This is a genomic window from Kitasatospora sp. NPDC087315, from assembly GCF_044744345.1.
GTDB lineage: Bacteria > Actinomycetota > Actinomycetes > Streptomycetales > Streptomycetaceae > Kitasatospora.
In genome coordinates, this window is record NZ_JBIUYD010000003.1 from 128,954 (window position 1) to 152,916 (window position 23,963).

The following is a 23,963-nucleotide window of genomic DNA, read 5'->3' on the forward strand; positions in this document are numbered from 1 at the left end:
GGGTCGAGGGCGGATCAGTGCGGGCTGAGGTTGAGCAGCAGCCGGTCCACGGCGCCGGTGCCGTCGGTGCCGAGGCCGTCGCGCGTGGTCCGGAGGAGGTGGCTGAGCCGCAGCCGGTCGCGGTCGGTGACGGTGAGTGCGGCGAGCAGGTCGGCGAGTTCGGCCTCGACCTCGGGCAGCGGGAGAGCGCTGAACAGCCAGCCGCGCAGGACCCGCAGGGCGGCCGGGCCGTAGCTCCGGTCGGCGAGCGCGGTCCGCCACAGGACGGTCAGCAGTGTCCGGACCGCCGCCGGTCCGTCCTGGCCCGGAAGGGTGGTGACTTCCACCGCCTCGCCCGGTTCGGGCCGGTGGCTCTCGGCGTACCAGCCGAGCAGCAGGGGCCGCCCGGCCGGGTCCTGCTCACCCTCGGTGCGCTGGGCGGCGGTCAGGAAGACGGCGAGTGCCAGCTGCCGCAGCTGAGGGGGGCCGGACAGCCACCGGACCAGCGCGGCGAGGGCCTCGGGGCCGGCGGGGGAGAGGATGAGCAGCTCGGCCGCCTCGACCAGGCCCAGCGCCTGGTACCCGGTGGGGTGTTCGGACGGCTGGGGCCGGTCCCCGAGCTTCACCTCCTCGGCGAGTTCGGTGAGTTCGTCCTCCGTCAGCCGGTCGGCGGCGAGGGCGAACGCCTCCAGGGCCTGGGCCGGCAGGAGGTGGCCGAGCAGCGCGTAGCCGCGGATGGCGCTCCAGCGGCGGCGCGCGTTGTCGTCCTGGCACCAGTCGTGCAGGATGCGCGGGACGGCCGCCGTGCCCGCGTAGTAGGCGAGCGCGAGGGTGTTGGCCGCCTGCAGACAGAGCCGGAAGTCCTTCGACTCGGACCAGGGCCCGAGCAGTCGGCCCATGGCCGAGGAGAGGTCGACGGAGGCGAGCAGGGCCGCGGCGGAGGCCACCCGGGTCCGGACCAGCGGCCGCGGGTCGGTGGCCAGCGCGTTGAGCCAGCCGAGGATGGCGGGCCGGGCGGAGGGGTGGCTGATCCAGGTCTCGCGCAGCAGGGTGTGCGAGGTCCGGTGGTCCGCGAAGGATGCCATCCGCTGGGGCACCGGGCCCCAGGGGGTCTGCTCGTTCTCCTCGGTCAGCTCGGCCCTGGCCAGCGCCAGCCGCTCCTCGATCGAATTGCCGAACGGCGGGATGCCCTCCTTCCGCCCCGGTGCGTCGATGGCTTCGAGCCGGCGGAACAGTTGGTCGGAGAGTTCCGCGGTGAGCGCGTACGGGGCGTGGTCGAAGACGGCCAGTGAGAGCAGGAACGCCTTCTCGCGGAGCGGGAGGTCAGGGTCCCCGAACCAGCGGCCGACCTGTTCCTGGACCACCCCCTGGCCGAACTCGGCGAGGCCGGGCTGGTCGTCGGCCTCGGTGGCGCAGCCGGCCAACGGCGCGGCGAACTCGGCGAGTTCCCTGATCGGACGGGTCTTGGCGAGGAACTCCAGGACCGGCGGCAGGGAGAGGAGCCCGGTGATCCGCTCGGCCGGCGCGCCGGCCAGCAGGCCACGCAGGTGGGCTGTCAGGACGTCCTCCGGGGCAGGGGGCTCCCAGTCGAGCGGTGCCAGCTCCCGGAAGGACGCGGACCTGGCGACGGTGATCACCAGATAGCTCTTCTCCCTGTCCAGGTACTCCCGCAGCCGGAGCAGGTGGTGCGGGCGGAACGGCCGGCTGCGCGGCGTGGTGTAGTCGGCCAGCAGATACCCGTCGGCCCGTTCGACGCCGGTGAGCAGGGACGAGGGCGAGACGTCGGGGTCGAGGCTGCGGATCCGGCGGGCGCCCAGCCGGTGGAGCAGCATCAGAGCGGCCGACCGGCGGCCGCTGTCGCTCCGGCCTGCCAGGACCAGGACCCGGGCTTCGCGCAGCATGTCGAGGGCCGCCGGGAACACCGGGCCGTCCTGGAAGACGCTTTCCAGGGCGTCCAGTTCGGGGGCGGGTACCTCGCCGGAACCGTGCAGGGGGGTGCCGAAGGCGGCGCCGATCCGAGCGCCGATCTGGTAGATCGTCGTCTTCTGGCCGGTGACGACGTCACCGTGCACCTGTCCGCCGGACACGGTGTGCTGGTCGCCGCCGACCAGGCCGCCACCGAAGTGCGGTGTCCCGCCGGTGAAGAAGTAGCCCTGGCCGGTGAAGCTCTCCGGCGCGTGCTCCAGCAGTTCCTGGGCGGCCTCCCAGGCGTTCTGCGGCTGCTCGGGCGGGGCTTCCTGCGGTTCCGGCTGCTCCTCGGCGGGCTGGGCCGGCTCTTGGTCGGCGGAGGCGGCGGCCGGCTGGGGGGCTTCGCCCGCCGGCTGGGCGGCGGTCATCGGTCACCGTCGGGGCGGGGAGTGCCGATGTTCACATCGCCGTGCACCTGTCCGCCGGAGACGATGTGCTGGTCGCCGGCGACCAGGCTGCCGCCGAAGGAGGGGGCTCCGCCGAGGAACTGGATGCCGCCGGCCGCCGCCCGGCCGGCGGTGCGCTCGGCGGGGGCGGGCTCGGCAGGGCTGGATTCGGCGGGGGCGGGCTCGGCGGGGCTGGGCTCCCGGCCGGTTGCGGAGGCGAGGGCGGCCCCCGCCCGGTTCCCGTGCAGCCAGGCGGTGAGCGGACCCTCCTTGCCCTCGGTGGTGATCCGGCGGAACTCCCCGGCGGGAACGCCGTGGTGGCCGTGCCGGACGATTCCCTGGTACACCGTGTCGGACACGCAGAGCACGCTCTGGCCGTCGCCGAGCGCGAGCGCCTCCCGCAGGGCGTCGGAGTCCAGCAGCCGGAACGCCTGGTTGAGATCCCAGCCGACCGCGCCGCCGAGGGCGCCGCCCAGTTCCTGCACCGCGACCTCACCGGCGGCCAGCACGGTCCGCAGCCGTACCCGGGCGCTGGCGGCCGCCAGCCGGTTGTTGCTCCGCAGCAGGGCGGGCGTCTCGGTGAGCAGGGCCCGCAGCAGCCGCGCCTTCGGCACGGTGGGGCTGATCAGCACCATCACCGCGTCCCCGCGGTCCTCCAGGCGCTGCTCGGTCGGCTCGACCCCCGCGCTCCGAAGGGTCTCGTGCAGCACGGAGTAGAGCATGCGGCGCATGAAGGCCTGTTCGACATCGTCGCGCCTGCCGAACTTCTCGATGTCGAACAGCAGGATGGTGCGGTTCACCGACTCGGTCATGGTTGCCTCTCGGGTTGTCCTCGGGCACCAGCCTGCGGGGACACCGCCGTTCGGCGTGAGGGCGGATGACGTACTCGCTCTGTGACCGTGTGCACAGAACCCGCCCGTCGGTCAGCCGAATTGGCCGCTGCGCCGGAGGACGTCGGGCCGGGCGATGACGAGGGAGCGGCGACGGGTGATCACCACCCCCCGGTCGCGCAGCGACCTGAGCAGCCGGGCGACGGCCTCCCGGGAGGCTCCGACCGAGCCGGCCAGCTCCTGTTGGCTGAGCGGGACGGTGATGAGAATGCCTTCGTCGGTCGGGCTCCCGTGGGTGCGGGCCAGCTCCAGCAGCAGGTCCGAAAGCCGCTCACTCACGCTGAGCGAGGCGAAGTCCAGCCGCCGGCGGTCCGCGGTGCGGAGGCGGTCGGTGGAGAGCGCCAGCAACTGGAGGGCCGTTGCCGGGGCCCGCTGCAGGTGGGCGGTGAACGTGGTCCGGTCGACCGCCACCGCCTCCACCGGTTCCAGGGTGGTCACCGTGGCGGCGCGGGGCCGCCCGCTGAGGGCGGCGGACTCGCCGACGATGTCGCCGGGGCCGCGCAGCGCGAGCAGCGCCTCGTAGCCGTTGGGCGCCGCCGCGGTGACCTTGAGCCACCCGTGCAGGATGAGCAGCACGTGGTCGGACGGCTCCTCCTGCCTGATCACGGTGGACCGGGGCGGGTACCGGAGCCGCCGGCCCAGGGAGAGCAGAGCGGTCCGCTCGGCCTGTTCCAGCCGGGCGAGGAAGGGCACCCGGTCGTCGAGGCTCCGCCCCGATCCGGGCCGGTGGCCGTCGGACTGCTGAACGGCCACGCTGGCAGGCGTGTTGACCATGGCTGAAGCCCCCGACGTGATCTCGCTTCGGCAGGTTGAGCGCGGTCAAACAAGCTACTCGCTACCGGGCCGGCTCGTCGGTGAATGGCGTAAATCGCCCCCGTCCGGCGGTGTTTCGCCCGGCTGCCCGGTGCGGCCCGAGGGGCCCGGGGAAACCGATTCGGTTTCCCGGCCGAAGTAGCGTAGAGTCGGGTTTACCGACGCGGGGTGGAGCAGCTCGGTAGCTCGCTGGGCTCATAACCCAGAGGTCGCAGGTTCAAATCCTGTCCCCGCTACTGCACTGAAGGGCCCGGAGGCATTTCGCCTCCGGGCCCTTCGGCATTTCCGGGCGGGTGGGGCGGTGTCTGCGGTCCCAACTCGCTCTCGGCTTCCGAAGCCGTTTCGGAACGGGCGCGGATGGCGCCGGGGTTTTCCCGGGCACACATTTCCTCCTTTCCTGAGCGAGGCCCGTTCTCCAGCCGCGGCACCCTCACCCCGGGAAGGCGCTGACGGGCCGGTGTGCGACGGGAGTTGACGCGGCGCATCCGGATTTCCGGTGGCGGCCGCGGCGCGGGTGCCCGTACCGTCCGGGGCATGAACGCGAAGCGCCCGCTGATCGCCGTGCTCACCGGTGCCGGCATCTCCACCGGCTCCGGCATCCCCGATTACCGCGGTCCGAACGGCCTCTGGCAGCGCGACCCGGCCGCCCAGGAGCTGGTCACCATCGGCCCCTACCTGACCGATCCGCAGGTGCGCCGGCGGGCCTGGCTGATGCGCCGGGACGCGGGCGCGCTCGCCGCCGAGCCCAACGCCGGCCACCGGGCGCTGGTCGAGCTGGAGCGCGGCGGCCTGCCGGTGCGGGTGCTCACCCAGAACGTCGACGGCCTGCACCAGCGGGCCGGTCTGCCCGCCCGCAAGGTGCTCGAACTGCACGGCACCGCACGGGAGGTGCAGTGTGTGCGCTGCGGGGTCCACGGGTCGATGGCCGAGGCGCTGGAGCGGGTCGCGGCGGGCGAGCCGGATCCCGCCTGCCAGGAGTGCGGCGGGGTGCTCAAGCCCCGCACGGTGATGTTCGGCGAGGCCCTGGATCCGGTGGTGCTCCAGCAGGCCGACGCCATCGCCAGGGCCTGCGACCTCTTCGTCGCGGTCGGCACCAGCCTCCAGGTCTACCCGGTGGCCGCCCTCCCGCAGATCGCCGTCGAGTCCGGCGCCCGTCTGATCGTGGTCAACGGCGAGCCGACCCCGTTCGACGAGGCCGCCGCCGAGGTGGTCCGTGAGCCGATCTCCATCGCCCTCCCGGCGCTGGTCCGGCGGCTGCTGGCCGGATCGGTCTGACCGGGTGGGCCCCGGGGCGAACCGGCCGCATGCGTACGATAATCCTTCCGGCTTCCCCTCACAGCCTGGAGTGATCGAGCAATGACGACGACGGCGAAGTTCGACCCCTGGTCGGCGGCGTTCGTGGCCCATCCGTACGACGCGTACGCCGAGCTGCGCGAGCAGGCGCCGGTGACGTACTACGAGCCGACCGGGCAGTGGCTGGTGTCGCGCTTCGAGGATGTCAGCGCGCTGCTGCGGGACCGGCGGCTCGGGCGCACGTACACCCACCGGTTCACCCACGAGGAGTTCGGCCGGCCCGTGCCCGACCCGGCGCACGAGCCGTTCCACACCCTCAACGACCACGGGCTGCTCGACCTGGAGGCCCCGGACCACACCCGGATCCGCCGGCTGGTGTCCAAGGCGTTCACCCCGCGCATGGTCGAGGGGCTGCGGCCGACCGTCCAGCGGCTGGCGGGGGAGCTGGTGGACGGGCTGCTCGCGGCCGGCGGCGGGGACCTGATCAGCGCCGTCGCCGAGCCGCTGCCGGTCGCGGTGATCGCCGAGATGCTGGGCGTGCCGGCGTCCGACCGGCACCTGCTGCGGCCGTGGTCCGCCGACATCACCGGCATGTTCGAACTCAACCCCACCGAGGAGGCCGCCCGCCGGGCCGTCACGGCGAGCATCGAGTTCTCTGACTACCTGCGGACCCTGATCCGCGAGCGCCGGACCGCCCCCGGCTCCGACCTGATCAGCGCGCTGATCCAGGCCCAGGAGGGCTCGGACGCGCTCAGCGAGCAGGAGATGATCTCCACCTGCGTGCTCCTCCTCAACGCCGGCCACGAGGCGACCGTCAACACCACCGGCAACGGCTGGTGGGCGCTCTTCCGCAACCCGGACGAACTCGCCCGGCTGCGCGGCTCGGTGGACGAACTGCTGCCCACCGCCGTCGAGGAGCTGATGCGCTGGGACACCCCGCTGCAGATGTTCGAGCGCTGGGTGCTGGAGGACATCGAGGTGCGCGGGGTGACCATCCCGCGCGGCTCCGAGATCGCGCTGCTCTTCGGCTCCGCCAACCGCGACCCGGAGCGTTTCGCCGACCCCGACCGGCTCGACCTCGGCCGCGCCGACAACCCGCACATCACCTTCGGCGCCGGAATCCACTTCTGTCTGGGCGCTCCCCTTGCCAGACTTGAGCTCACCGAGTCGTACGGCGCGCTGCTGCGCCGGGCGCCGGGCCTGCGGCTGGTCCGCGAGCCCGAGTGGCGCCCGGGTTATGTGATCCGCGGGCTGGAGGAACTGCTGGTCGAGGTCTGAGGCCCCGAGAGGCCCGGGCCGCCGGGAGACCCGGGCCGCCGGGAGACCCGGGCCGACCGAGGTCCGGGCCGCCGGAAAGGGCGTGGCGGAACCGCTCGGGCCGGTGCCGCGTCGAACCGCCATGACGAGCCGCACCAGCCGCAATCGCAGCCACCGCCGTCTCCACCGCGACGGCCGCCCGCCCGCCGCCCGCAGCTCCCGCGGCCCGGCGGCGCTGCTGCTCACCGCCGCGCTCGCCGCGTCGCTGCTCACCGGCTGCGGCAGCACCGGCGCCGCCGACCCCGTGGTCGTCCGGGTCTCGGCGCCCGAGACCCCGGCGCCCGTCGACCCCGCCCGGGTCGCCGCCACCGCCACCGCCACCAGCGCCTTCGGCCTGGACCTTCTGCACACCCTCACCGCGGCCCCCGACCAGGCGGGCCGCAACCTCGTGCTCTCCCCGTCCGGCCTGGCCACCGCGCTCGCCATGCTGCTGCCCGGCGCCCGCGGCGCCACCGCCGACGAACTCGCCAGGGCCCTGCACACCGACCTCGCCCCGGAGCAGTACGCGCTCGCCACCGGCGCCCTCAACCGCCGTGTCCCGCCGACCGACGGCCTGACCCTGCGCCAGTCCGACGCGCTCTGGGCCCAGCAGGGCTTCCCGCTCGGCCAGGACTACCTGCGCACCCTCGCCGCCGCCTTCGACACCGGCGTCCACGCCACCGACTTCGCCAAGGACCCGGACGGCTCCCGCAGGACCGTCAACGCGGCCGTGGAGAAGGCGACCGAGGGGCGGATCAAGGACCTCTTCGGGAAGGGCGCGATCACCTCGGACACCAGGCTGGCGCTCACCGACGCGCTCTACCTCAAGGCGAAGTGGGCCTCGCCGTTCAAGGCCGCGCACACCTCCGACCGGCCGTTCCACCGGCTGGACGGCTCCGCGCCGAACGTCGGCACGATGGGCCAGACCGGCACCTTCCGCTATGCCGAGGGCTCCGGCGGCATCCTCGGGGAACCCTGGCAGGCCGTCGAACTCCCCTATGAGGACGGCGGGTTGGCGATGGATCTGGTGGTGCCGGCGCAGGGCGGCTTCGCGGCCTTCGCCAAGGGCCTGGACCAGGCCCAGCTCGACACGATCCTCGGCGCGCTCGCCGAGCGGCCGGTCGATCTGACCCTGCCGCGCTTCCGCTTCGACACCGCCGACGACCTGGTGCCCGCGCTGCGCGCGCTCGGCGTGGCGGCGGCCTTCGACGCGGCCGACCTCAGCGGCCTCACCGGGCCGGGGGCGCACGAGTCGCTGAGGGTCGGCACGGTGGTGCAGAAGGCCACCGTCCAGGTGGACGAGGAGGGCACGGTGGCCGCCGCGGGCAGCGGCGTGGGCGTGGTGGCAACGGCCGCGCAGGCCCCGCGGCAGGCCGTCGAGCTGCACATCGACCGGCCGTTCCTGTTCCTGGTCCGGGACACCACGACCGGCCGGCCGCTCTTCCTCGGCCAGGTCACCGACCCGCAGGCCGGGTGACCGGGCGCCGGCTCACCCGGCCGGGTAGCGCCCGCCGAGCGCCGGGTGGGCCGGCTCCCGGCTGCCGAACAGCACCACCAGGTCGTCGGCGACCCGCAGCAGCGTCTCCCGGCCCTCGACCGCCTCGGTCCACTCCGCCGGCAGGGCCGAGGCGCCGTACGCCGCGCCGACCAGGTTGCCGCAGACCGCGCCGGTCGAGTCGCTGTCCCCGGAGTGGTTCACCGACAGCAGCAGCGCCGCCCGGGCCCGGTCCGGCCCGGAGGCCGCGGTCAGCAGGCAGTACACCGCGATGGCCAGGCACTCCTCGGCGATCCAGCCGAGTCCGACCCGCTCCACCGCGTCCGCCGACGGCTCGCCCTCCTCGGCCACCCGCACCGCCCGGTGCAGCGCCCGGACCGTCTCCTCGGCGCCCGGCCAGGTGCCGGTCTGCTCGACGGTCCGCCCGACCGCCGTCCACGGCTCGACCCCGTCCGCCAGCCGCTCGACCAGCGCCGCGAAGGCGCCCGCCGCCAGATAGCCGGTCGGGTGCCCGTGGGTGAGCTGCGCGCACTGGGCGGCCAGTCCGAAGGACTGCTCGACGCCCAGCCGGGCCAGCCCGAACGGCGCCGAGCGCATCACCGTGCCGCACCCCTTGGAGTGCGCGTTGACCGGCCCCGGCTGCCCGAACGCGACCGGCGCCGGGAACTCCGGGTACTGCGACACCCCGCTCAGGCAGGCGTTGCCCGGGGCCCGCCGCGCGTACAGGAACGGCTCGCGCAGCAGCCAGCCGTCGTACGGGCGGGGGAGTGGACCGGGGTCGGGCGCGTCCTGCTGCTGCGTCAGCAGCCAGCGCCGGTAGGCACCGTGGACGGCCTCCGGCACCGAGCCGCCGCCCGTCCAGCCCCGGACGAAGCCGCGGATCAGCCCCTCGGCGGTGAACAGCGTCATCTGGGTGTCGTCGGTGACCTCGGCGACCCGGCCGCCGGCCGGCAGCCCGGTCACCCCGGCCGGGCCGTACCGCTCCCGGATCTGGTAGAGCTGCTGGAACTCCACCGGCCAGCCGAGAGCGTCCCCGACCGCCCCGCCGAGCAGCGCCCCGCGCACCCGGTCCGTGTACCCCGACTCCGTCATCGTCGGTCCCCCTCGTTCGCAACGGATTCCGTTCTATCAGGCCCGGCCCCACGGCCTAGCCGCGGATCTCCCCGGCCCGGCCGTGCAGGGCGGCCCGGTCGGCGGCCGCCCGCCCGGCCGCCCAGCCCTCGCCGTCGCTCACCCGCACCCGCTGCGAGACCAGCTTCGGGAACATCCGCCCGACCTCCTGGTCCACCGCCTCCGAGCGGGCCGCCAGCGCCGGCAGCAGCCGCTCGTCGGGCACCAGTTGCTCCTCGGTGCCGTCCTCGCGCAGGTGCCGCCCGGCCGCCGCGGCGCTGGTGGCCTGCTCGGTGGCGGCGGTCAGCCGCTCGCGGATCCGCGCCGCGTACGCCACCAGGAAGGACTGCCGGAACGCCTTGGTCCGCGAGGCGCCGTCCAGGTGCTGGCGGGCGCCCGACCTGTTCATGGCCGCGGTGGCCTGCACCAGCAGCGAGGTGTACAGCAGTTCGACGCCGTCCAGGTCGCCGTCGAAGCCGATGATGGTGCAGAAGCCGAACTCCTTCGCCCACACCACCCGGCACCGGTTCGCCGCCGCCACCGCGTCCAGCAGCATCGCCTTCGGGCTCTCGTACGGGTTGTCCACGCCGATCCGCAGCGACGCCGGGGCGTCCCGGTCGGCGCTGACGGCCAGCAGCGCCTCGTCGATGCTGTGCTGGGCGATCAGCTGCTGGGCCTTGGCGGTCAGCGCCTCGGCCTCCTCCGGGTACTCGGTGGACTCGGCCTTCGCCAGCAGCGCCCGGATCCGCGACAGCATCCGCGGCTCGCCCGGCACCGGGCGCCGCGCCCGGTGTTCCACCCGGGGCGCCTGCCCGGGCGCCGGGCCGACCGGGGCGATCGGCGGCAGCCGGCCCCAGGTCCGCAGCAGCTCCAGTACGGCGGTGGCCAGCGCGAAGCGGTCCAGCCGGTGCCGGTGGGCGAAGGCGGCGAGGTACGCCTCGTCGTCCGGCCACCAGGCCTCGGTCTCCAGCTCGCGCAGCTGCTCCTGCCAGCGCCGGTCCAGCGCGGCCGCCGGGTGGCGTCGGCCCTCGGCGGCGATCAGGTCCACCGCGAGCGCCAGATGGACCGGCTTCAGCTCCCGCCGCACCACCCGGGTCAGGTCCGCCGGGCGCCACCCGGCCGACCAGCACCGCCCGACCGCCGTGTCCGCGTGGCCCAGCAGCGCCCGGCTCACCGCCGGCCACTGCCCGGCCGAGGCGGCCAGCAGCGAGGCCCCGGTGTCGAGCGCGAGATCCAGCCCGTCCTCCGGTGCCGTCAGCACCGCCCGCAGCGCCTGGTCCAGCAACGGCCCGGCGCTCCCGTTCGCCCCGGCCCCGCCGTGCTGCCTGCGCTTGCCCACGGTGTGTCCCGTCCTCGTCACGCCCGGTCCCGTGACCGGGCCGGCTCTCCCGCCCATGATGCCGGAGCGCCCGGCCCCACCGCGGGGACCGGGCGCTCCGGCGGACGCTTCAGCGGGACGGGCTCAGCGCTCGACGGCCTTGGCGAGGATCTCCGGGCCGCGCTCCAGCAGCCGGCCGGCGGCCAGCCGGATGCCGAGGACGGCGACCAGGGCTCCGTAGAGCGGCCCGAGCAGCAGGACCGGCCAGGCGGGGCCGTCGGTGATCAGGGCCCAGCCGAGGTAGCCGGTGACCGGCAGGCAGAGCAGCGTCGCACCGAACACCGAGCCGAAGCTGTTGAGCATCACCAGCCCGCCCTGGCCGGGGGCGGCGTTGCGCATCGGGTTGCTGTCGGCGGGCATGGTGTACGGCGCCAGCACGCTCAGGACGGAGCCCAGCGCGATGCCGCAGCCGAGCAGGGCCAGCGCGAGACCGAGCGCGGGGGCCAGGCCGGCCCAGTCGCCGGTGACGGCGGCCAGCGCCACCGCGAGCAGCACGGTGACCGGCAGCGCGTAGGAGAGCACCGCGTACGCCCGCCCGCGCAGCTCGTCCCGGGCGTCGGCGGGGGTGCGCAGGGTGGCGGCGACCATCCAGAACGCCGAGCCGTCCATGCCGAACAGGTTGAGCATCTGCAGGCCGAGGAACATCCCGGCCATCGCCACCAGGTAGACGCTCGACCAGCCCTGGATCACCGACAGCACGCAGAGCACCAGCGCCATCCCGATGCTGGTGAACACGGCGGCCTTGGCCCGCGGCTCCCGCCAGGCGTAGCGCAGGTGACGCTGCATCACCGCGCCGGTCCGGCCCTCGGGCAGGAAGCCCCAGCCGCGCGAGGCCCGTACGCCGCGCGCCACCTCCAGGGTGGAGGCGTCCGCGGTGACCATCAGCTGCTGGAGGCTGCCGCGCCACCAGCGCAGCAGCAGCGCCAGCAGCACCGCGGTGGAGGCCAGCTGGAGCACGGCGAGCCCGTACCGCCCCTCGCCGGCGGTGCGGGCGGCGTCCACCGCCCCGACGGGCGGCACCCAGCGCAGCACGGAGGCGATCGACGCCAGCGGGCTGAGGTCGAGGCCGTGCTCGCCGGTCTTGCCGAAGACGCTCTGGGAGCCGATGTTGGCGATCTGGATCAGCAGCGCGAAGAGCAGCCCGCCGAAGATCGCGAAGTCCTTGCCGCGCCGGCTGGAGAGCAGCCGGGCGTTGCCGGCCGCCACCGAGCGGGACAGCGTCACCAGGCTGACCACCGCGAGCGGGACGCCCACCACCGCGGCCACCGCCGAGGCGGCGCCGTTCGCGCCGGACAGGGCCGCGCCGGTGACCAGCACCAGGGAGACCAGTGGCCCGGGGCCGATCAGCGCGGCCAGTACGGAGCCGCGCAGCAGCGGACCGGGGCGCAGCGGCAGCATGGTGAGCCGGGTCGGGTCGGCGCTCTCGTCGCTGGCGAACAGGAAGAGCGGCAGCGCGGCCCAGCCGATGGCGAGCGCGCCGACCAGCATCACGCCCGCGTCGCCGGCGCCGCGGTGGCCGTTCAGCAGCACCATGCCCAGCGCGATCAGGGCGGAGAGCAGCAGGCCGAGCACCGCGCCGATGATGTAGACGGCGGCCCGTCCGGGGCTGCGCCGGAGGCCGTTGCGGAGCAGCCGGAGCTTGAGCGAGACGAGGGCGCGGACCACCGCGCGCCCGTCGGGCACCGGGGTGCGGGCCTCGCGTATCCCGCCGGTCACGCCGGCCACGCCGCTCACTGCCCGCCCCCGAGCCAGCCGAGGGCCTGCCCGTCGTCCTCGCGTACGCCGATCAGCGCGAGGAACGACTCGTGCAGGCTGCGCTCGCCGCGGACGGTGTCCAGCGGGCCCTGGGCGATCACCTGGCCGGCGTTGATGACGGCGACCCAGTCGCAGAGCTGCTCGACGAGCTCCATGACGTGGCTGGAGAACACGACGGTGGAGCCGGCCGCCGCGTACCGCTTGAGCACGCCGCGGATGGTCTGGGCGGAGACCGGGTCGACGCCCTCGAAGGGCTCGTCGAGGAAGAGCACGTCGGGGTTGTGCAGCAGCGCGGCGGCCAGGCCGATCTTCTTGCGCATGCCGGTGGAGTAGTCGGCGACCAGCTTGTCGGCGTCGCCGGCCAGGTCCAGGACGGCGAGCAGCTCCTCGGCGCGGCGGTCCACCTCCGCGCCGGGCAGGCCGCGCAGCCGGCCGTTGTACTGGAGCAGTTCACGGCCGCTGAGCCGCTCGAACATCCGCAGGCCCTCGGGCAGGATGCCGATCCTGGCCTTGACCGCGACCGGGTCGGCCCAGACGTCGGCGCCGTGCACCAGGACGGTGCCCTGGTCGGGCCGGAGCAGGCCGGTGACCATCGACAGGGTGGTGGTCTTGCCGGCGCCGTTCGGGCCGACCAGCCCGATGAACGCGCCGGCCGGAAGCTCCAGGCTCAGCCCGGCCACGGCGGCCTGGCTGCCGAAGCGCTTCCACAGCCCCCGGATGCTGACGGCGGCGGGGGTGCTGGACACGGGGGCGGGGAACGGCGGCGGTGCTGACGCCTGCATGGCGGCCTTCTCTGTTCGGTGGTAGGGCTGCGGTCCAGGCCAGCCTGCCATTGCCCGGGCGGACTGTCGCCCGGGTGGGCGATCTTCGGCGGGTCTGGGCCGAACGGATGAAGGCCGAAGTGACGGTCCCTCGCCCGACCGGTGTGAGCGCGCCACATGCTCGTCGGGAAAAGTGGCAACTACTCAGGACCCCCGTTCGTCCTGCACTATGAAGGTCGGTGAGCGCGCGCGGCGCGCCGGGGCGTCGGGAGGTGGCGGATGGCCGTTCAGCCGTGGGGCGAGCAGGGCCCCGGGTACGGTGGTCGGCCGCCGCAGGTGCCGGCCAAGCCGTACGCCGGGTCCTGGCAGCCCGCGCCCACGCCGCAGTCGGCGATGCGGGCGGCGCACACGGACCGCGACCGCACGATCGACGTGCTGAAGGCCGCCTTCGCCGAGGGCCGGCTCTCCGCGGACGAGTACGGGCAGCGCTTCGAGGCGGCGAGCGGCGCGCAGACCTACGGCGAGCTGGCCCGGCTGGTGGCCGATCTCCCGTCCGGTCCGATGGTGACGCCGATGCTGACGCCGATGGGCGCACCGGCCCCGGTGGTCCCGCCGACCTTCCTGCCTCCGCCGCCGCGCCGCACCAACGGCGCCGCGGTGGCATCCCTGGTGCTCGGCGTGCTGACCCTGCCGACGATGGGGATGACCGGCCTGCCCGCCGTGATCTGCGGGCACATCGCCAAGAGGCAGCTGTCCGTCCGGCAGGAGGAGGGCGACGGCATGGCCGTCACCGGCCTGGTGCTGGGATGGCTCTCGGTCGCCGGCTGGACCCTGCTGCTCCTCGCGGGGATCTTCTTCAGCGGTGGCGGCGGCTCCGGATCGTACTGACGGCACCCCGCCCCGGGCGGTGGGAGGCGGCTGCGGTGGCGACGGGCTCCGGACTGTGGTAGAGCGGCAGGTAGGCGGTCCGACACCGGACGTCCGCTCGCGGGACATCCCCGCGACATCCGGCCGACGGCCGCGACCTGCGGCGTTGCATTTGTTTTGACCGAGCTCCATGCGCTAGGTACGCTCTGACCTTGTGCCTGGGGTGTCCCCGGGTCCTTGTGCGTGCATGCACACCGGTCGCCGCGCCGAGCCGGAGCGCCTTCCAGCGCCCCGCGCGTTGAGCGCCGTCGCTGTACATCAGCTCATGGGATTCCGTGTCGGAATAAGCCCAACACACCCGACCGCGTGGGTCGACCACGGGGCCGTGTGTGAGGGAACACCACAGGTTAGTTCCACCAAGCCTTGGCACACAGAAAACGGAGAAACGGTGCCTACGATCCAGCAGCTGGTCCGAAAGGGCCGGCAGGACAAGGTCGAGAAGAACAAGACTCCCGCGCTGAAGGGCTCGCCCCAGCGTCGCGGGGTCTGCACGCGTGTGTACACGACCACCCCGAAGAAGCCGAACTCGGCGCTTCGTAAGGTCGCCCGTGTGCGCCTCACCAGCGGGATCGAGGTCACCGCTTACATCCCGGGCGAGGGCCACAACCTGCAGGAGCACTCCATCGTGCTGGTGCGCGGTGGTCGTGTGAAGGACCTTCCTGGTGTCCGCTACAAGATCATCCGCGGTTCGCTTGACACCCAGGGTGTCAAGAACCGCAAGCAGGCTCGCAGCCGCTACGGCGCCAAGAAGGAGAAGTAAGAATGCCTCGTAAGGGCCCCGCCCCGAAGCGTCCGGTCATCATCGACCCGGTTTACGGCTCCCCGGTCGTCACCCAGCTGGTCAACAAGATCCTGCTGCACGGCAAGCGCTCCACCGCCGAGCGGATCGTCTACGGCGCCCTCGAGGGCGTTCGTGAGAAGACCGGCTCGGACCCGGTCGTGACGCTGAAGCGCGCGCTGGAGAACGTCAAGCCGGCCCTCGAGGTCAAGTCCCGCCGTGTCGGTGGCGCGACCTACCAGGTCCCGGTCGAGGTCCGTCCGGGCCGCGCCAGCACCCTGGCGCTGCGCTGGATGGTCGGTTACTCCCGCGCCCGTCGCGAGAAGACCATGACCGAGCGCCTGATGAACGAGATCCTCGACGCCAGCAACGGCCTGGGCGCTTCCGTGAAGCGTCGCGAGGACACCCACAAGATGGCCGAGTCCAACAAGGCCTTCGCGCACTACCGCTGGTAGTCCCTACCCCGTCACTAGACAGAGAGAGAACGAGCCACCATGGCTGCAACCTCCCTTGACCTCGCCAGGGTCCGCAACATCGGGATCATGGCGCACATCGACGCGGGCAAGACCACCACCACCGAGCGGATCCTGTTCTACACCGGTGTCTCGTACAAGATCGGTGAGGTCCACGATGGCGCTGCCACCATGGACTGGATGGAGCAGGAGCAGGAGCGCGGCATCACGATCACGTCGGCCGCGACGACCTGTCACTGGACGGTCGACGACGTCGACAACACCATCAACATCATCGACACCCCGGGTCACGTCGACTTCACCGTCGAGGTGGAGCGTTCGCTGCGCGTCCTCGACGGTGCGGTGACGGTGTTCGACGGTGTCGCCGGTGTCGAGCCCCAGTCCGAGACCGTGTGGCGGCAGGCTGACCGCTACGGCGTCCCGCGCATCTGCTTCATCAACAAGCTGGACCGCACGGGCGCGAACTTCTTCTTCTGCGTCGACACCATCGTGGAGCGCCTCGGCGCGACCCCGCTGGTGATGCAGCTCCCGATCGGTGCCGAGGCGGACTTCAAGGGCGTTGTCGACCTTGTCCGCATGAAGGCGCTGGTCTGGTCCGCCGAGGCCGCCAAGGGCGAGATGTACGACATCGTCGACATCCCGGCCGAGCTGCAGGAGCAGGCCGACGAGTACCGCGAGGCGCTGCTCGACACCGTGTCGAACGTCAGCGACGAGGTGATGGAGCTCGCCATGGAGGGCGAGGACGTCCCCGAGGAGCTGCTCTACGCCGCGATCCGCAAGGGCACCCTGGAGTCGGCCTTCACGCCGATCTTCTGCGGTACCGCGTTCAAGAACAAGGGCGTTCAGCCCCTGCTCGACGCGGTCGTCAAGTACCTGCCGTCGCCGCTGGACATCGAGTCCATCGAGGGCACCAAGCCCGGTGACGACACGGTCAAGATCTCCCGCAAGGCCTCGGACGACGAGCCGCTCGCCGCGCTCGCGTTCAAGATCATGTCGGACCCGCACCTCGGCAAGCTCACCTTCGTCCGGGTTTACTCGGGCCGCCTGGAGTCCGGCACCTCGGTGCTGAACGCCGTCAAGGGCAAGAAGGAGCGCATCGGCAAGATCTACCGCATGCACGCGAACAAGCGTGAGGAGATCGAGTCGGTGGGCGCCGGCGACATCATCGCCGTCATGGGCCTGAAGCAGACCACCACCGGTGAGACGCTGTCCGACGAGAAGAACCCGGTCATCCTGGAGTCCATGGACTTCCCGGCCCCGGTCATCCGCGTCGCGATCGAGCCCAAGTCCAAGGGTGACCAGGAGAAGCTGGGTGTCGCCATCCAGCGTCTCGCGGAGGAGGACCCCTCCTTCCAGGTCAACACGGACGAGGAGACCGGCCAGACCATCATCGCGGGTATGGGCGAGCTGCACCTCGAGGTGCTGGTCGACCGTATGCGCCGTGAGTTCAAGGTCGAGGCCAACGTCGGCAAGCCGCAGGTCGCGTACCGCGAGACGATCCGCAAGGCCGTCGAGCGTATCGACTACACGCACAAGAAGCAGACCGGTGGCTCCGGCCAGTTCGCGAAGATCCAGATCGCGATCGAGCCGATCGAGTCCGGCGAGGGCTACGAGTTCGTGAACAAGGTCACCGGTGGCCGCGTGCCGAGGGAGTACATCCCCTCGGTCGACGCCGGCTGCCAGGAGGCCATGGAGTTCGGTGTGCTCGCCGGCTACCCGCTGCAGGGTGTCCGCGTCACGCTGCTCGACGGTGCCGCGCATGACGTCGACTCCTCCGAGCTCGCGTTCAAGATCGCCGGTTCGATGGCCTTCAAGGAAGGCGCCAGGAAGGCCGGTCCGGCCCTCCTGGAGCCGATGATGGCCGTCGAGGTCACCACGCCCGAGGACTACATGGGCGATGTGATCGGCGACATCAACTCTCGCCGTGGCCAGATCCGGTCCATGGACGAGCGTCACGGTGCCCGCGTCGTTTCGGCGCTGGTGCCTCTCTCCGAGATGTTCGGCTACGTCGGTGACCTGCGCAGCAAGACCTCCGGTCGCGCGAGCTACTCGATGCAGTTCGACTCGTACGCCGAGGTTCCGCGGAACGTGGCGGACGACATCATCGCCAAGGCCAAGGGCGAGTAACGTCCCGACATTCGGGATGTTTGCGAACCCTTAGGCTATTAGGAGGCAACCCGGGAGAATCCGGTCGGATTCTCCCGGGGGCCTCCGGCCCCCACCCGCGGGACGGCATGGGGTGCCCACCGGCACCCCGTACCCAACCCGATCAAAGACCAACTGACGTCAGCACGGCGTACAGAACTGTCCTCAGGAGGACTGCAGTGGCGAAGGCGAAGTTCGAGCGGACGAAGCCCCACGTCAACATCGGCACCATCGGTCACATCGACCACGGTAAGACGACCCTTACCGCGGCCATCACCAAGGTGCTGCACGACGCGTACCCGGAGATCAACCCCTTCACGCCGTTCGACCAGATCGACAAGGCGCCGGAGGAGCGGCAGCGCGGTATCACCATCTCGATCGCGCACGTCGAGTACCAGACCGAGGCGCGTCACTACGCCCACGTCGACTGCCCCGGTCACGCGGACTACATCAAGAACATGATCACCGGTGCGGCCCAGATGGACGGTGCGATCCTCGTCGTCGCCGCCACCGACGGCCCGATGCCGCAGACCAAGGAGCACGTGCTCCTGGCCCGCCAGGTCGGCGTCCCCTACATCGTTGTCGCCCTGAACAAGGCCGACATGGTGGACGACGAGGAGATCCTGGAGCTCGTCGAGCTCGAGGTCCGTGAGCTGCTCTCCGAGTACGAGTTCCCGGGCGACGACCTGCCGGTCGTCCGCGTCTCCGCGCTGAAGGCGCTGGAGGGCGACAAGGAGTGGGGCGAGAAGCTCCTCGGCCTGATGCACGCGGTCGACGAGGCCATCCCGACCCCGGCCCGCGCCGTGGACCAGCCGTTCCTGATGCCGATCGAGGACGTCTTCACGATCACCGGTCGTGGCACCGTCGTCACCGGTCGTATCGAGCGTGGCATCCTCAAGGTCAACGAGACTGTCGACATCATCGGCATCAAGGAGACCAAGACCACCACCACGGTCACCGGCATCGAGATGTTCCGCAAGCTGCTCGACGAGGGCCAGGCCGGTGAGAACGTCGGTCTGCTCCTCCGTGGCATCAAGCGCGAGGACGTCGAGCGCGGCCAGGTCATCATCAAGCCCGGTTCGGTCACCCCGCACACCGAGTTCGAGGCCCAGTCGTACATCCTGTCGAAGGACGAGGGTGGCCGTCACACCCCGTTCTTCAACAACTACCGCCCGCAGTTCTACTTCCGTACCACGGACGTGACCGGCGTTGTGACCCTCCCCGAGGGCACCGAGATGGTCATGCCGGGCGACAACACCGCCATGACGGTCGTGCTGATCCAGCCGATCGCCATGGAGGAGGGCCTGAAGTTCGCCATCCGTGAGGGTGGCCGCACCGTCGGCGCCGGCCAGGTCACCAAGATCATCAAGTAATTGATGCTCTAGACCTGCCTGTACCGCACAGGCGAGCCGAAGGGCCCCGCACACTTCCGGGTGTGCGGGGCCCTTCGGCGTGTCGGGTGGCCGGGGGAGGGCCCCGGCGGGTAGGGGGTTCCCGGTCCGGATACACTGAGCCACCCGCAGCCGTCGCCAGGGCGAGGCTGATCGAGGCTCTCCGCCCCACTGCCGAAAGCGCTCCGGAATGACCTCTGCCCCGCTTCTGACGAAGCCCTCGCTCCTCCGGCGCCGCTCTGCCGCCCGCGCGGGCCAGCCGTCCGACGGCCGCACCAAGCGTCCACGCCTCTACGCGCTGGACGGGATGAGGCTCTTCGCGGCCCTGAGTGTGATGTCCTTCCACTGGACCGCGTACATCGGAATCTCCGGGGTGTGGCAGGGCGTCACGCCCAAGGACGCGCTGCCCCTGGTGAACCGGGTGGCGGCGTACGGCTGGCTGGGCGTCGAGCTGTTCTTCGTCATCAGCGGCTTCGTGATCTGCATGAGCTGCTGGGGCAAGCGGCCGGGGGAGTTCTTCGTCTCCCGGGTGGTGCGCCTCTACCCCGGGTACTGGGCGGGCATCGCGCTGACCAGTCTGGTGGTGCTCAACTTCAAGCAGTTCGCCCGTCTCGGAGTCGGCGACGGGCTGACCGCCAGCACCATCCTCGGCAATCTGACCATGCTTCAGACCCCGCTCGGGATGCGGCACGTCGACGGTGTCTACTGGACGCTCTGGGTCGAGATGCGGTTCTACCTGCTGTTCGCCCTCGTCGTCGCGACCGGCCTGACCTACCGCAAGGTCGTCGCGTTCTGCGGGATCTGGACCATCGCCGCCGTACTGGCACCACAGGCGCAGATCCCCCTGCTGACCACCCTCGCCATGCCGAACGAGTCGCCGTTCTTCATCGCCGGCGTCGGCATGTTCCTGATGTACAGGTTCGGCCAGAACCTGCTGCTCTGGGGGATCGTGGGCTTCTCCTGGATCCTCGCGCTGACCCGGCTGGACTCGATCCAGGAGGTCTACGTCAACGTCCTCGGCCACACGCTGTCGTGGAGCGTGATGGCGGCCGCGGTGACCGCCGCGTTCGCCCTCGTCCTCGGTGCCGCGCTGGGCCTGTTCGACTGGGTGCAGTGGAAGTGGCTGACCGTCGCCGGGGCGCTGACCTACCCGCTCTACCTGATCCACCAGGAGATCGGCTGGACGCTGATCCACTACCTGCTCACCCGGCACTTCAGCGTCCAGCTGGCGCTGGTCACGGCCCTGGCGACGGTCCTGGTCGCCGCTTGGCTGATCCACCGGCTGATCGAACGGCCGGTGTCCAGGCTGCTCAAGAACGCCCTGGACCGTTCGATGGCGACCTTGCGCCGCGTCTCGGACGAGCCCGTGCCCCGGAAGTCCTGACGCCGCTCCCGGGAGCCGGGTGAACGTCCAGCCCAAGGCTCGTTCATGGCATGGCAAAATCCTGCTGCTAGCCTGGCCGCCACCTGGCCGGCTCCGGCCCTGAACTTCCCCTCGCATCCATCAGCTCGGTCGGCCGGGTCAACCGGCGTGTACTCCGGCATCGATCGAACGTTCTCGAAGACACAAGGGACAGGCGACAACTGATGTACAACGCAGCTGTATCGGCAGAGCAGGCGGCCGCCCAGCCGGCGCCGCTGCTGTCGGTCGTGATGCCGATCTACAACGAGCAGGAGGCCCTGCCGTTGACGGTCCAGCGCCTGCGTCCGATCCTGGACGAGCTCGGGATCGACTACGAGGTCGTCGGCATCGACGACGGCAGCACCGACGCCACCCCGGCGCTCATGCAGAAGATCCACCAGGACTGGCCGGAGTTCCGGATCGTCCGCTTCGCCCGCAACTCCGGGCACCAGGCGGCGCTCACCGCCGGCATCCACCGTGCCTTCGGCGACTACGTCGTCTCCATCGACGCCGACCTGCAGGACCCGCCGGAGAAGATCCCCGAGATGCTCTCGCTCGCCCGCGAGCGGAACCTCGACATCGTCTACGGCGTGCGCGGCGACCGCGGTACCGACACCTTCTTCAAGCGGCGCACGGCCGGCGCCTACTACTGGCTGATGCGCAAGCTCGTCGGCAAGAACATGCCCAACCAGGCCGGTGACTTCCGCCTGCTCAGCCGGGCCGCCGTGGACGCGCTCAAGGCGCTGCCCGAGCACCAGCCGGTCTACCGCCTGCTGGTGCCGTGGCTGGGTTTCCCCAGCGGCGAGGTCGTCTACGTGCGCGAGGAGCGGGTGGCCGGCAGCACCCACTACCCGCTCTCCAAGATGGTCCGCCTGGCCATCGACAGCATCACCAACTTCTCCGCCAGCCCGCTGCGGCTCGCCACCTGGCTCGGTCTGCTGAGCTTCGTGCTCTGCTTCGCCCTGGGCATCTACACCACGGTCGAGTACGCGCTGGGCAAGACCGTGCCCGGCTGGTCCTCGCTGTTCATCGGCATGCTGTTCCTCGGCGCCGTGCAGCTCGTCTGCATGGGTCTGCTCGGCGAGTACGTCGGCCGGATCTACTCGGCGGCGCAGGCCCGCCCGGCCTACTTCGTGGGCTACGACTCGGCCGAGGACCGCGGCGCGCGGACCTCGAAGGTCTCCGAGTACGTGGCGTGACCCCCCGTCCCGTCCCGCGACGGCCGGCCCGTCGCGGGACGGGACACCTCGCCGCAGCAGCCAGGCCGCCGATGCAGAGCCCGCAGGAGAAGAAGAGCGATGGGCACCACTGACAGCACCGCACCCGCCCCGGGGACGCCGACCGCGCCCGCCGGGAGCGGCAGTTCCGCGCTCGGCGACGGGCCGGGCGCCGAGGGTGCCCCGCTCGGGACCACCGCCCGGCTGATGCGCTTCCTCCCCGCACTGGCGGCCTACGCCTTCCTGGTCGCCCTGCTGCTGGCGGCCGACACCTCGGTCGGCGATGTGGCGCGTTACACCTTCTACGTCCTCTGGGGTGTTCTGCTCCCGGGCACGCTGGTGTTCCGCGCGCTCCGCCGCCGGCCGCACACGCTGGTCGAGGACCTCGCGTTCGGTGCGGTGGTCGGCCTCGTCCTGGAACTGGCGGCCTGGGCCGTCCTGGTGGGCCTGGGCCTGCAGTCGGTGGCCACGGCCTGGCCGTTGGCGGTCGTGATCCCGTTCGCCGCGGTGCCGGGGCTGCGGCGGCACTGGTTCCCGCGCGGCTACCGGCGCACCTCGACGGCCTGGTCCTGGTCGGTCGCCGGGACGGTCGGGCTCACCAGCGCCTACCTGTACGCGGTGGTCCTCAGCAAGAACCCCATCGTGCCGGACACCGAGACCACCCGGCAGTACATCGACCTGCCGTACCTGCTCTCACTGGCCGGGAACGCCAAGCACAACTTCCCGCTCACCTTCCCGCAGGCCGCGGGGGAGCCGCTGCACTACCACTGGTTCACCTTCGTCCACATGGCGATGACCGACCTGGTCGGCCACATCGACCTGCCGGTGGTCCAGATGCGGCTGATGGTCCCCGCGCTGGTCGCCCTGGCGATGGTGATCACGGCCGTGGTGGCGCACCGGCTGAGCGGCCGGGCGTGGGCCGGTCCGGTCGCGGCCCTGCTGGTCTTCGCGGTGGGCGAGTTCAACGCCGTCTACCCCAACAACACCCCGAGCTGGACCTTCGGTGCCCCCGCGGTGCCGCTGATGGCGTGGGCGAGCCTCTCGCTGACGTATAGTCAGCCGCTGCTGATGGCGCTGATCGGCGTGGTCGGTGACGCCCTGCGCGGCCGCGGCGAGGACGACGGGGAGCGGCAGGGCCGGATCCCGTCGCTCGGCCGGGGCGCCTTCGTGCTGGCCGCCCTGTTCGCGGTGGCCTCCAGCGCGGCCAAGGCGAGCTCCCTGCCGGTCACCCTGGCGGCCCTGGCCTTCGCCGGCCTCATGGTGCTGATCGGTACCCGGCGGATCCCGTGGACCATCGTCGGCCTCGGCGCGATCATCGCCGGTGCCCAGCTGTTCGCCACCGCGGTGCTGTTCAAGTTCGAGAGCTACGGCCTCGAGGTGGTGCCGTTCGGCAACATCGAGCGGTACTGGGCGGACCCCGAGCACACCCGGACCGCGGTGACCCAGGCCGTGGTCGTCACCGCCACACTGGGCGCCTTCCTGCTCAACCACCAGCTCCGGCTGGTCGGCATGATCCCCCTGCTCTGGCGCCGGCGGCTCCGCCTCGAACAGACCCAGTGGTTCCTGCTCGGCGGCGCCCTCGCGGGCCCGTCCGTCTACCTGGTGGTCAACGGCTTCAACGCCAGCTACTTCACCCTCGCCGGCCTGCCGTTCGGCGTGCTGCTGTCGGCGTGGGGCTACTGCGAGGTCTTCGAGCGCGCCGCGCTGCCCACCCGGGCCAAGGCCGCGCTCGCGGTGGGGACGCTGGCCTTCGTCGGCCTGCTCACCTACGGCATCTACCACTACGCGGGGGACTGGGCGACCTTCGCCCTCAAGGCGGTCGGTGACGCCAAGGGCACCAAGTCGTACACGGCGCTGGTGCCCGCGCTGGCCGCGGCCGCCGCGCTGGCGGGCATCGCGGCGGTCTGCGGTGTGCTCTGGTGGGCGGTCGGCCGTGTGCGGCCCGCCCTGCGCCGGCGAGGCGGGCTCGTCCTGCTGACCGCCGCGCTCGCGGCCGGCGCCCCCTCGCTGCTGCTCGACGTCCAGCAGACCCGGCAGATCCCGTGGGACGGGGCCTGGCCGCTGCCGGCCAGCCAGGTCGAGGCGGGCCGCTGGGTCCGTGCGCACAGCGACCCGTCGGACGTCCTGGTCACCAACGGTCACTGCCGTTCGGAGAACGACTACGCGGTGCCGGGCCAGACCTGCTGGAACTCGCTGTCCTTCTGGCTCAGCGCCTACTCCGAGCGCTCGGTGCTGGTGGAGGGCTGGGCGTACTCGCCGCGGCTGATGTCGGAGAAGTCCGGCACCTTCTGGGACCAGCCGCTGCTCAAGCTGAACGACGACGCCATCTACCAGCCGACGGCCGATATTCTCGATCAGCTGCACGATCGGTACCACGTTCGCTATCTGGTGGTGAACCGTAAGCTGGCGCCGGAGTCCCCGCTTCTGAAGACCCTTGCCACACAGGTCTTCGACAACGGCCGGATGGCCGTGTACGAGATTTCCTGACCCGACAAACCGATCACAT

General features: G+C 71.9%; 18 protein-coding genes and 1 tRNA gene. 12 read left to right on the plus strand and 7 right to left on the minus strand.

The genetic code is table 11. From position 1 onward, the window contains the following. Positions 1–14: 14 nt before the first annotated feature. The 3 genes from ACIO5D_RS05550 to ACIO5D_RS05560 form a co-directional block, all read right to left on the minus strand. On the minus strand, positions 15–2,315 hold the full coding sequence (locus tag ACIO5D_RS05550; protein ID WP_400794010.1) for a hypothetical protein: 2,301 nt from the start codon (positions 2,313–2,315) through the stop codon (positions 15–17). Next, positions 2,312–3,145, minus strand: a complete 834-nt coding sequence (locus ACIO5D_RS05555; RefSeq protein ID WP_363605840.1) for a hypothetical protein — start codon at positions 3,143–3,145, stop codon at positions 2,312–2,314. Before ACIO5D_RS05555 ends, ACIO5D_RS05550 begins: the two co-directional genes overlap by 4 nt. Positions 3,146–3,256: 111 nt before the next feature. After that, positions 3,257–3,997, minus strand: a complete 741-nt coding sequence (locus tag ACIO5D_RS05560; RefSeq protein WP_363605839.1) for a Crp/Fnr family transcriptional regulator — start codon at positions 3,995–3,997, stop codon at positions 3,257–3,259. A 201-nt stretch (positions 3,998–4,198) separates the two neighbouring features. On the opposite strand from ACIO5D_RS05560, the gene ACIO5D_RS05565 reads away from it, so the two are divergent. The 4 genes from ACIO5D_RS05565 (at position 4,199) to ACIO5D_RS05580 (ending at position 8,102) form a co-directional block, all read left to right on the plus strand. Next, positions 4,199–4,272, plus strand: a tRNA-Met gene (locus ACIO5D_RS05565). Positions 4,273–4,570: 298 nt separating this feature from the next. After that, entirely contained in the window at positions 4,571–5,311 is a 741-nt protein-coding gene (locus tag ACIO5D_RS05570; RefSeq protein ID WP_400756172.1) for an SIR2 family NAD-dependent protein deacylase, read from the plus strand. An 81-nt stretch (positions 5,312–5,392) separates the two neighbouring features. Continuing rightward, positions 5,393–6,607: a cytochrome P450 gene (locus tag ACIO5D_RS05575; RefSeq protein WP_400756170.1), complete on the plus strand. Its 1,215-nt coding sequence runs from the start codon at positions 5,393–5,395 to the stop codon at positions 6,605–6,607. 121 nt (positions 6,608–6,728) lie between these two features. Further along, a complete protein-coding gene (locus ACIO5D_RS05580) occupies positions 6,729–8,102 on the plus strand; it encodes a serpin family protein (protein WP_400794011.1) in 1,374 nt (457 codons plus the stop codon). Between the two features lie 12 nt (positions 8,103–8,114). Here ACIO5D_RS05580 and ACIO5D_RS05585 read toward each other — a convergent pair whose 3' ends face one another. The 4 genes from ACIO5D_RS05585 to ACIO5D_RS05600 all read right to left on the minus strand — a co-directional run bounded on the left by ACIO5D_RS05585 (position 8,115) and on the right by ACIO5D_RS05600 (position 13,145). After that, positions 8,115–9,212 carry an ADP-ribosylglycohydrolase family protein gene (locus ACIO5D_RS05585; RefSeq protein WP_400794012.1) on the minus strand — a complete coding sequence of 366 codons (1,098 nt, stop codon included), beginning with the start codon at positions 9,210–9,212 and terminating at the stop codon, positions 8,115–8,117. Positions 9,213–9,267: 55 nt separating this feature from the next. After that, on the minus strand, positions 9,268–10,569 hold the full coding sequence (locus ACIO5D_RS05590) for a DUF2786 domain-containing protein (RefSeq protein ID WP_400756167.1): 1,302 nt from the start codon (positions 10,567–10,569) through the stop codon (positions 9,268–9,270). Positions 10,570–10,692: 123 nt separating this feature from the next. Then, on the minus strand, positions 10,693–12,333 hold the full coding sequence (locus tag ACIO5D_RS05595) for a transporter (RefSeq protein WP_400654517.1): 1,641 nt from the start codon (positions 12,331–12,333) through the stop codon (positions 10,693–10,695). Positions 12,334–12,338: 5 nt separating this feature from the next. Beyond that, entirely contained in the window at positions 12,339–13,145 is an 807-nt protein-coding gene (locus ACIO5D_RS05600) for an ABC transporter ATP-binding protein (protein ID WP_363605830.1), read from the minus strand. Positions 13,146–13,403: 258 nt separating this feature from the next. Here ACIO5D_RS05600 and ACIO5D_RS05605 point away from each other — a divergent pair, with 258 nt between their 5' ends. The 8 genes from ACIO5D_RS05605 to ACIO5D_RS05640 all read left to right on the plus strand — a co-directional run bounded on the left by ACIO5D_RS05605 (position 13,404) and on the right by ACIO5D_RS05640 (position 23,944). Then, on the plus strand, positions 13,404–14,012 hold the full coding sequence (locus tag ACIO5D_RS05605; protein ID WP_363605828.1) for a DUF1707 and DUF4190 domain-containing protein: 609 nt from the start codon (positions 13,404–13,406) through the stop codon (positions 14,010–14,012). Between the two features lie 427 nt (positions 14,013–14,439). After that, the gene (gene rpsL, locus ACIO5D_RS05610; protein ID WP_014144289.1) at positions 14,440–14,811 is read left to right on the plus strand and encodes a 30S ribosomal protein S12; all 372 of its coding nucleotides are present in this window, start codon (positions 14,440–14,442) and stop codon (positions 14,809–14,811) included. Positions 14,812–14,813: 2 nt separating this feature from the next. Further along, entirely contained in the window at positions 14,814–15,284 is a 471-nt protein-coding gene (gene rpsG, locus ACIO5D_RS05615) for a 30S ribosomal protein S7 (RefSeq protein ID WP_030055803.1), read from the plus strand. 39 nt (positions 15,285–15,323) lie between these two features. Then, positions 15,324–17,429: an elongation factor G gene (fusA, locus tag ACIO5D_RS05620; protein ID WP_400794013.1), complete on the plus strand. Its 2,106-nt coding sequence runs from the start codon at positions 15,324–15,326 to the stop codon at positions 17,427–17,429. A 197-nt stretch (positions 17,430–17,626) separates the two neighbouring features. Next, positions 17,627–18,820, plus strand: a complete 1,194-nt coding sequence (gene tuf, locus ACIO5D_RS05625; RefSeq protein WP_363605826.1) for an elongation factor Tu — start codon at positions 17,627–17,629, stop codon at positions 18,818–18,820. A 208-nt stretch (positions 18,821–19,028) separates the two neighbouring features. Beyond that, on the plus strand, positions 19,029–20,222 hold the full coding sequence (locus ACIO5D_RS05630) for an acyltransferase family protein (protein WP_400794014.1): 1,194 nt from the start codon (positions 19,029–19,031) through the stop codon (positions 20,220–20,222). Between the two features lie 203 nt (positions 20,223–20,425). Further along, positions 20,426–21,439, plus strand: coding sequence for a glycosyltransferase (locus ACIO5D_RS05635; RefSeq protein WP_400794015.1), 1,014 nt, complete (start codon positions 20,426–20,428; stop codon positions 21,437–21,439). A gap of 99 nt (positions 21,440–21,538) precedes the next feature. Further along, entirely contained in the window at positions 21,539–23,944 is a 2,406-nt protein-coding gene (locus tag ACIO5D_RS05640) for a hypothetical protein (RefSeq protein ID WP_400794016.1), read from the plus strand. Positions 23,945–23,963 lie beyond the last annotated feature (19 nt).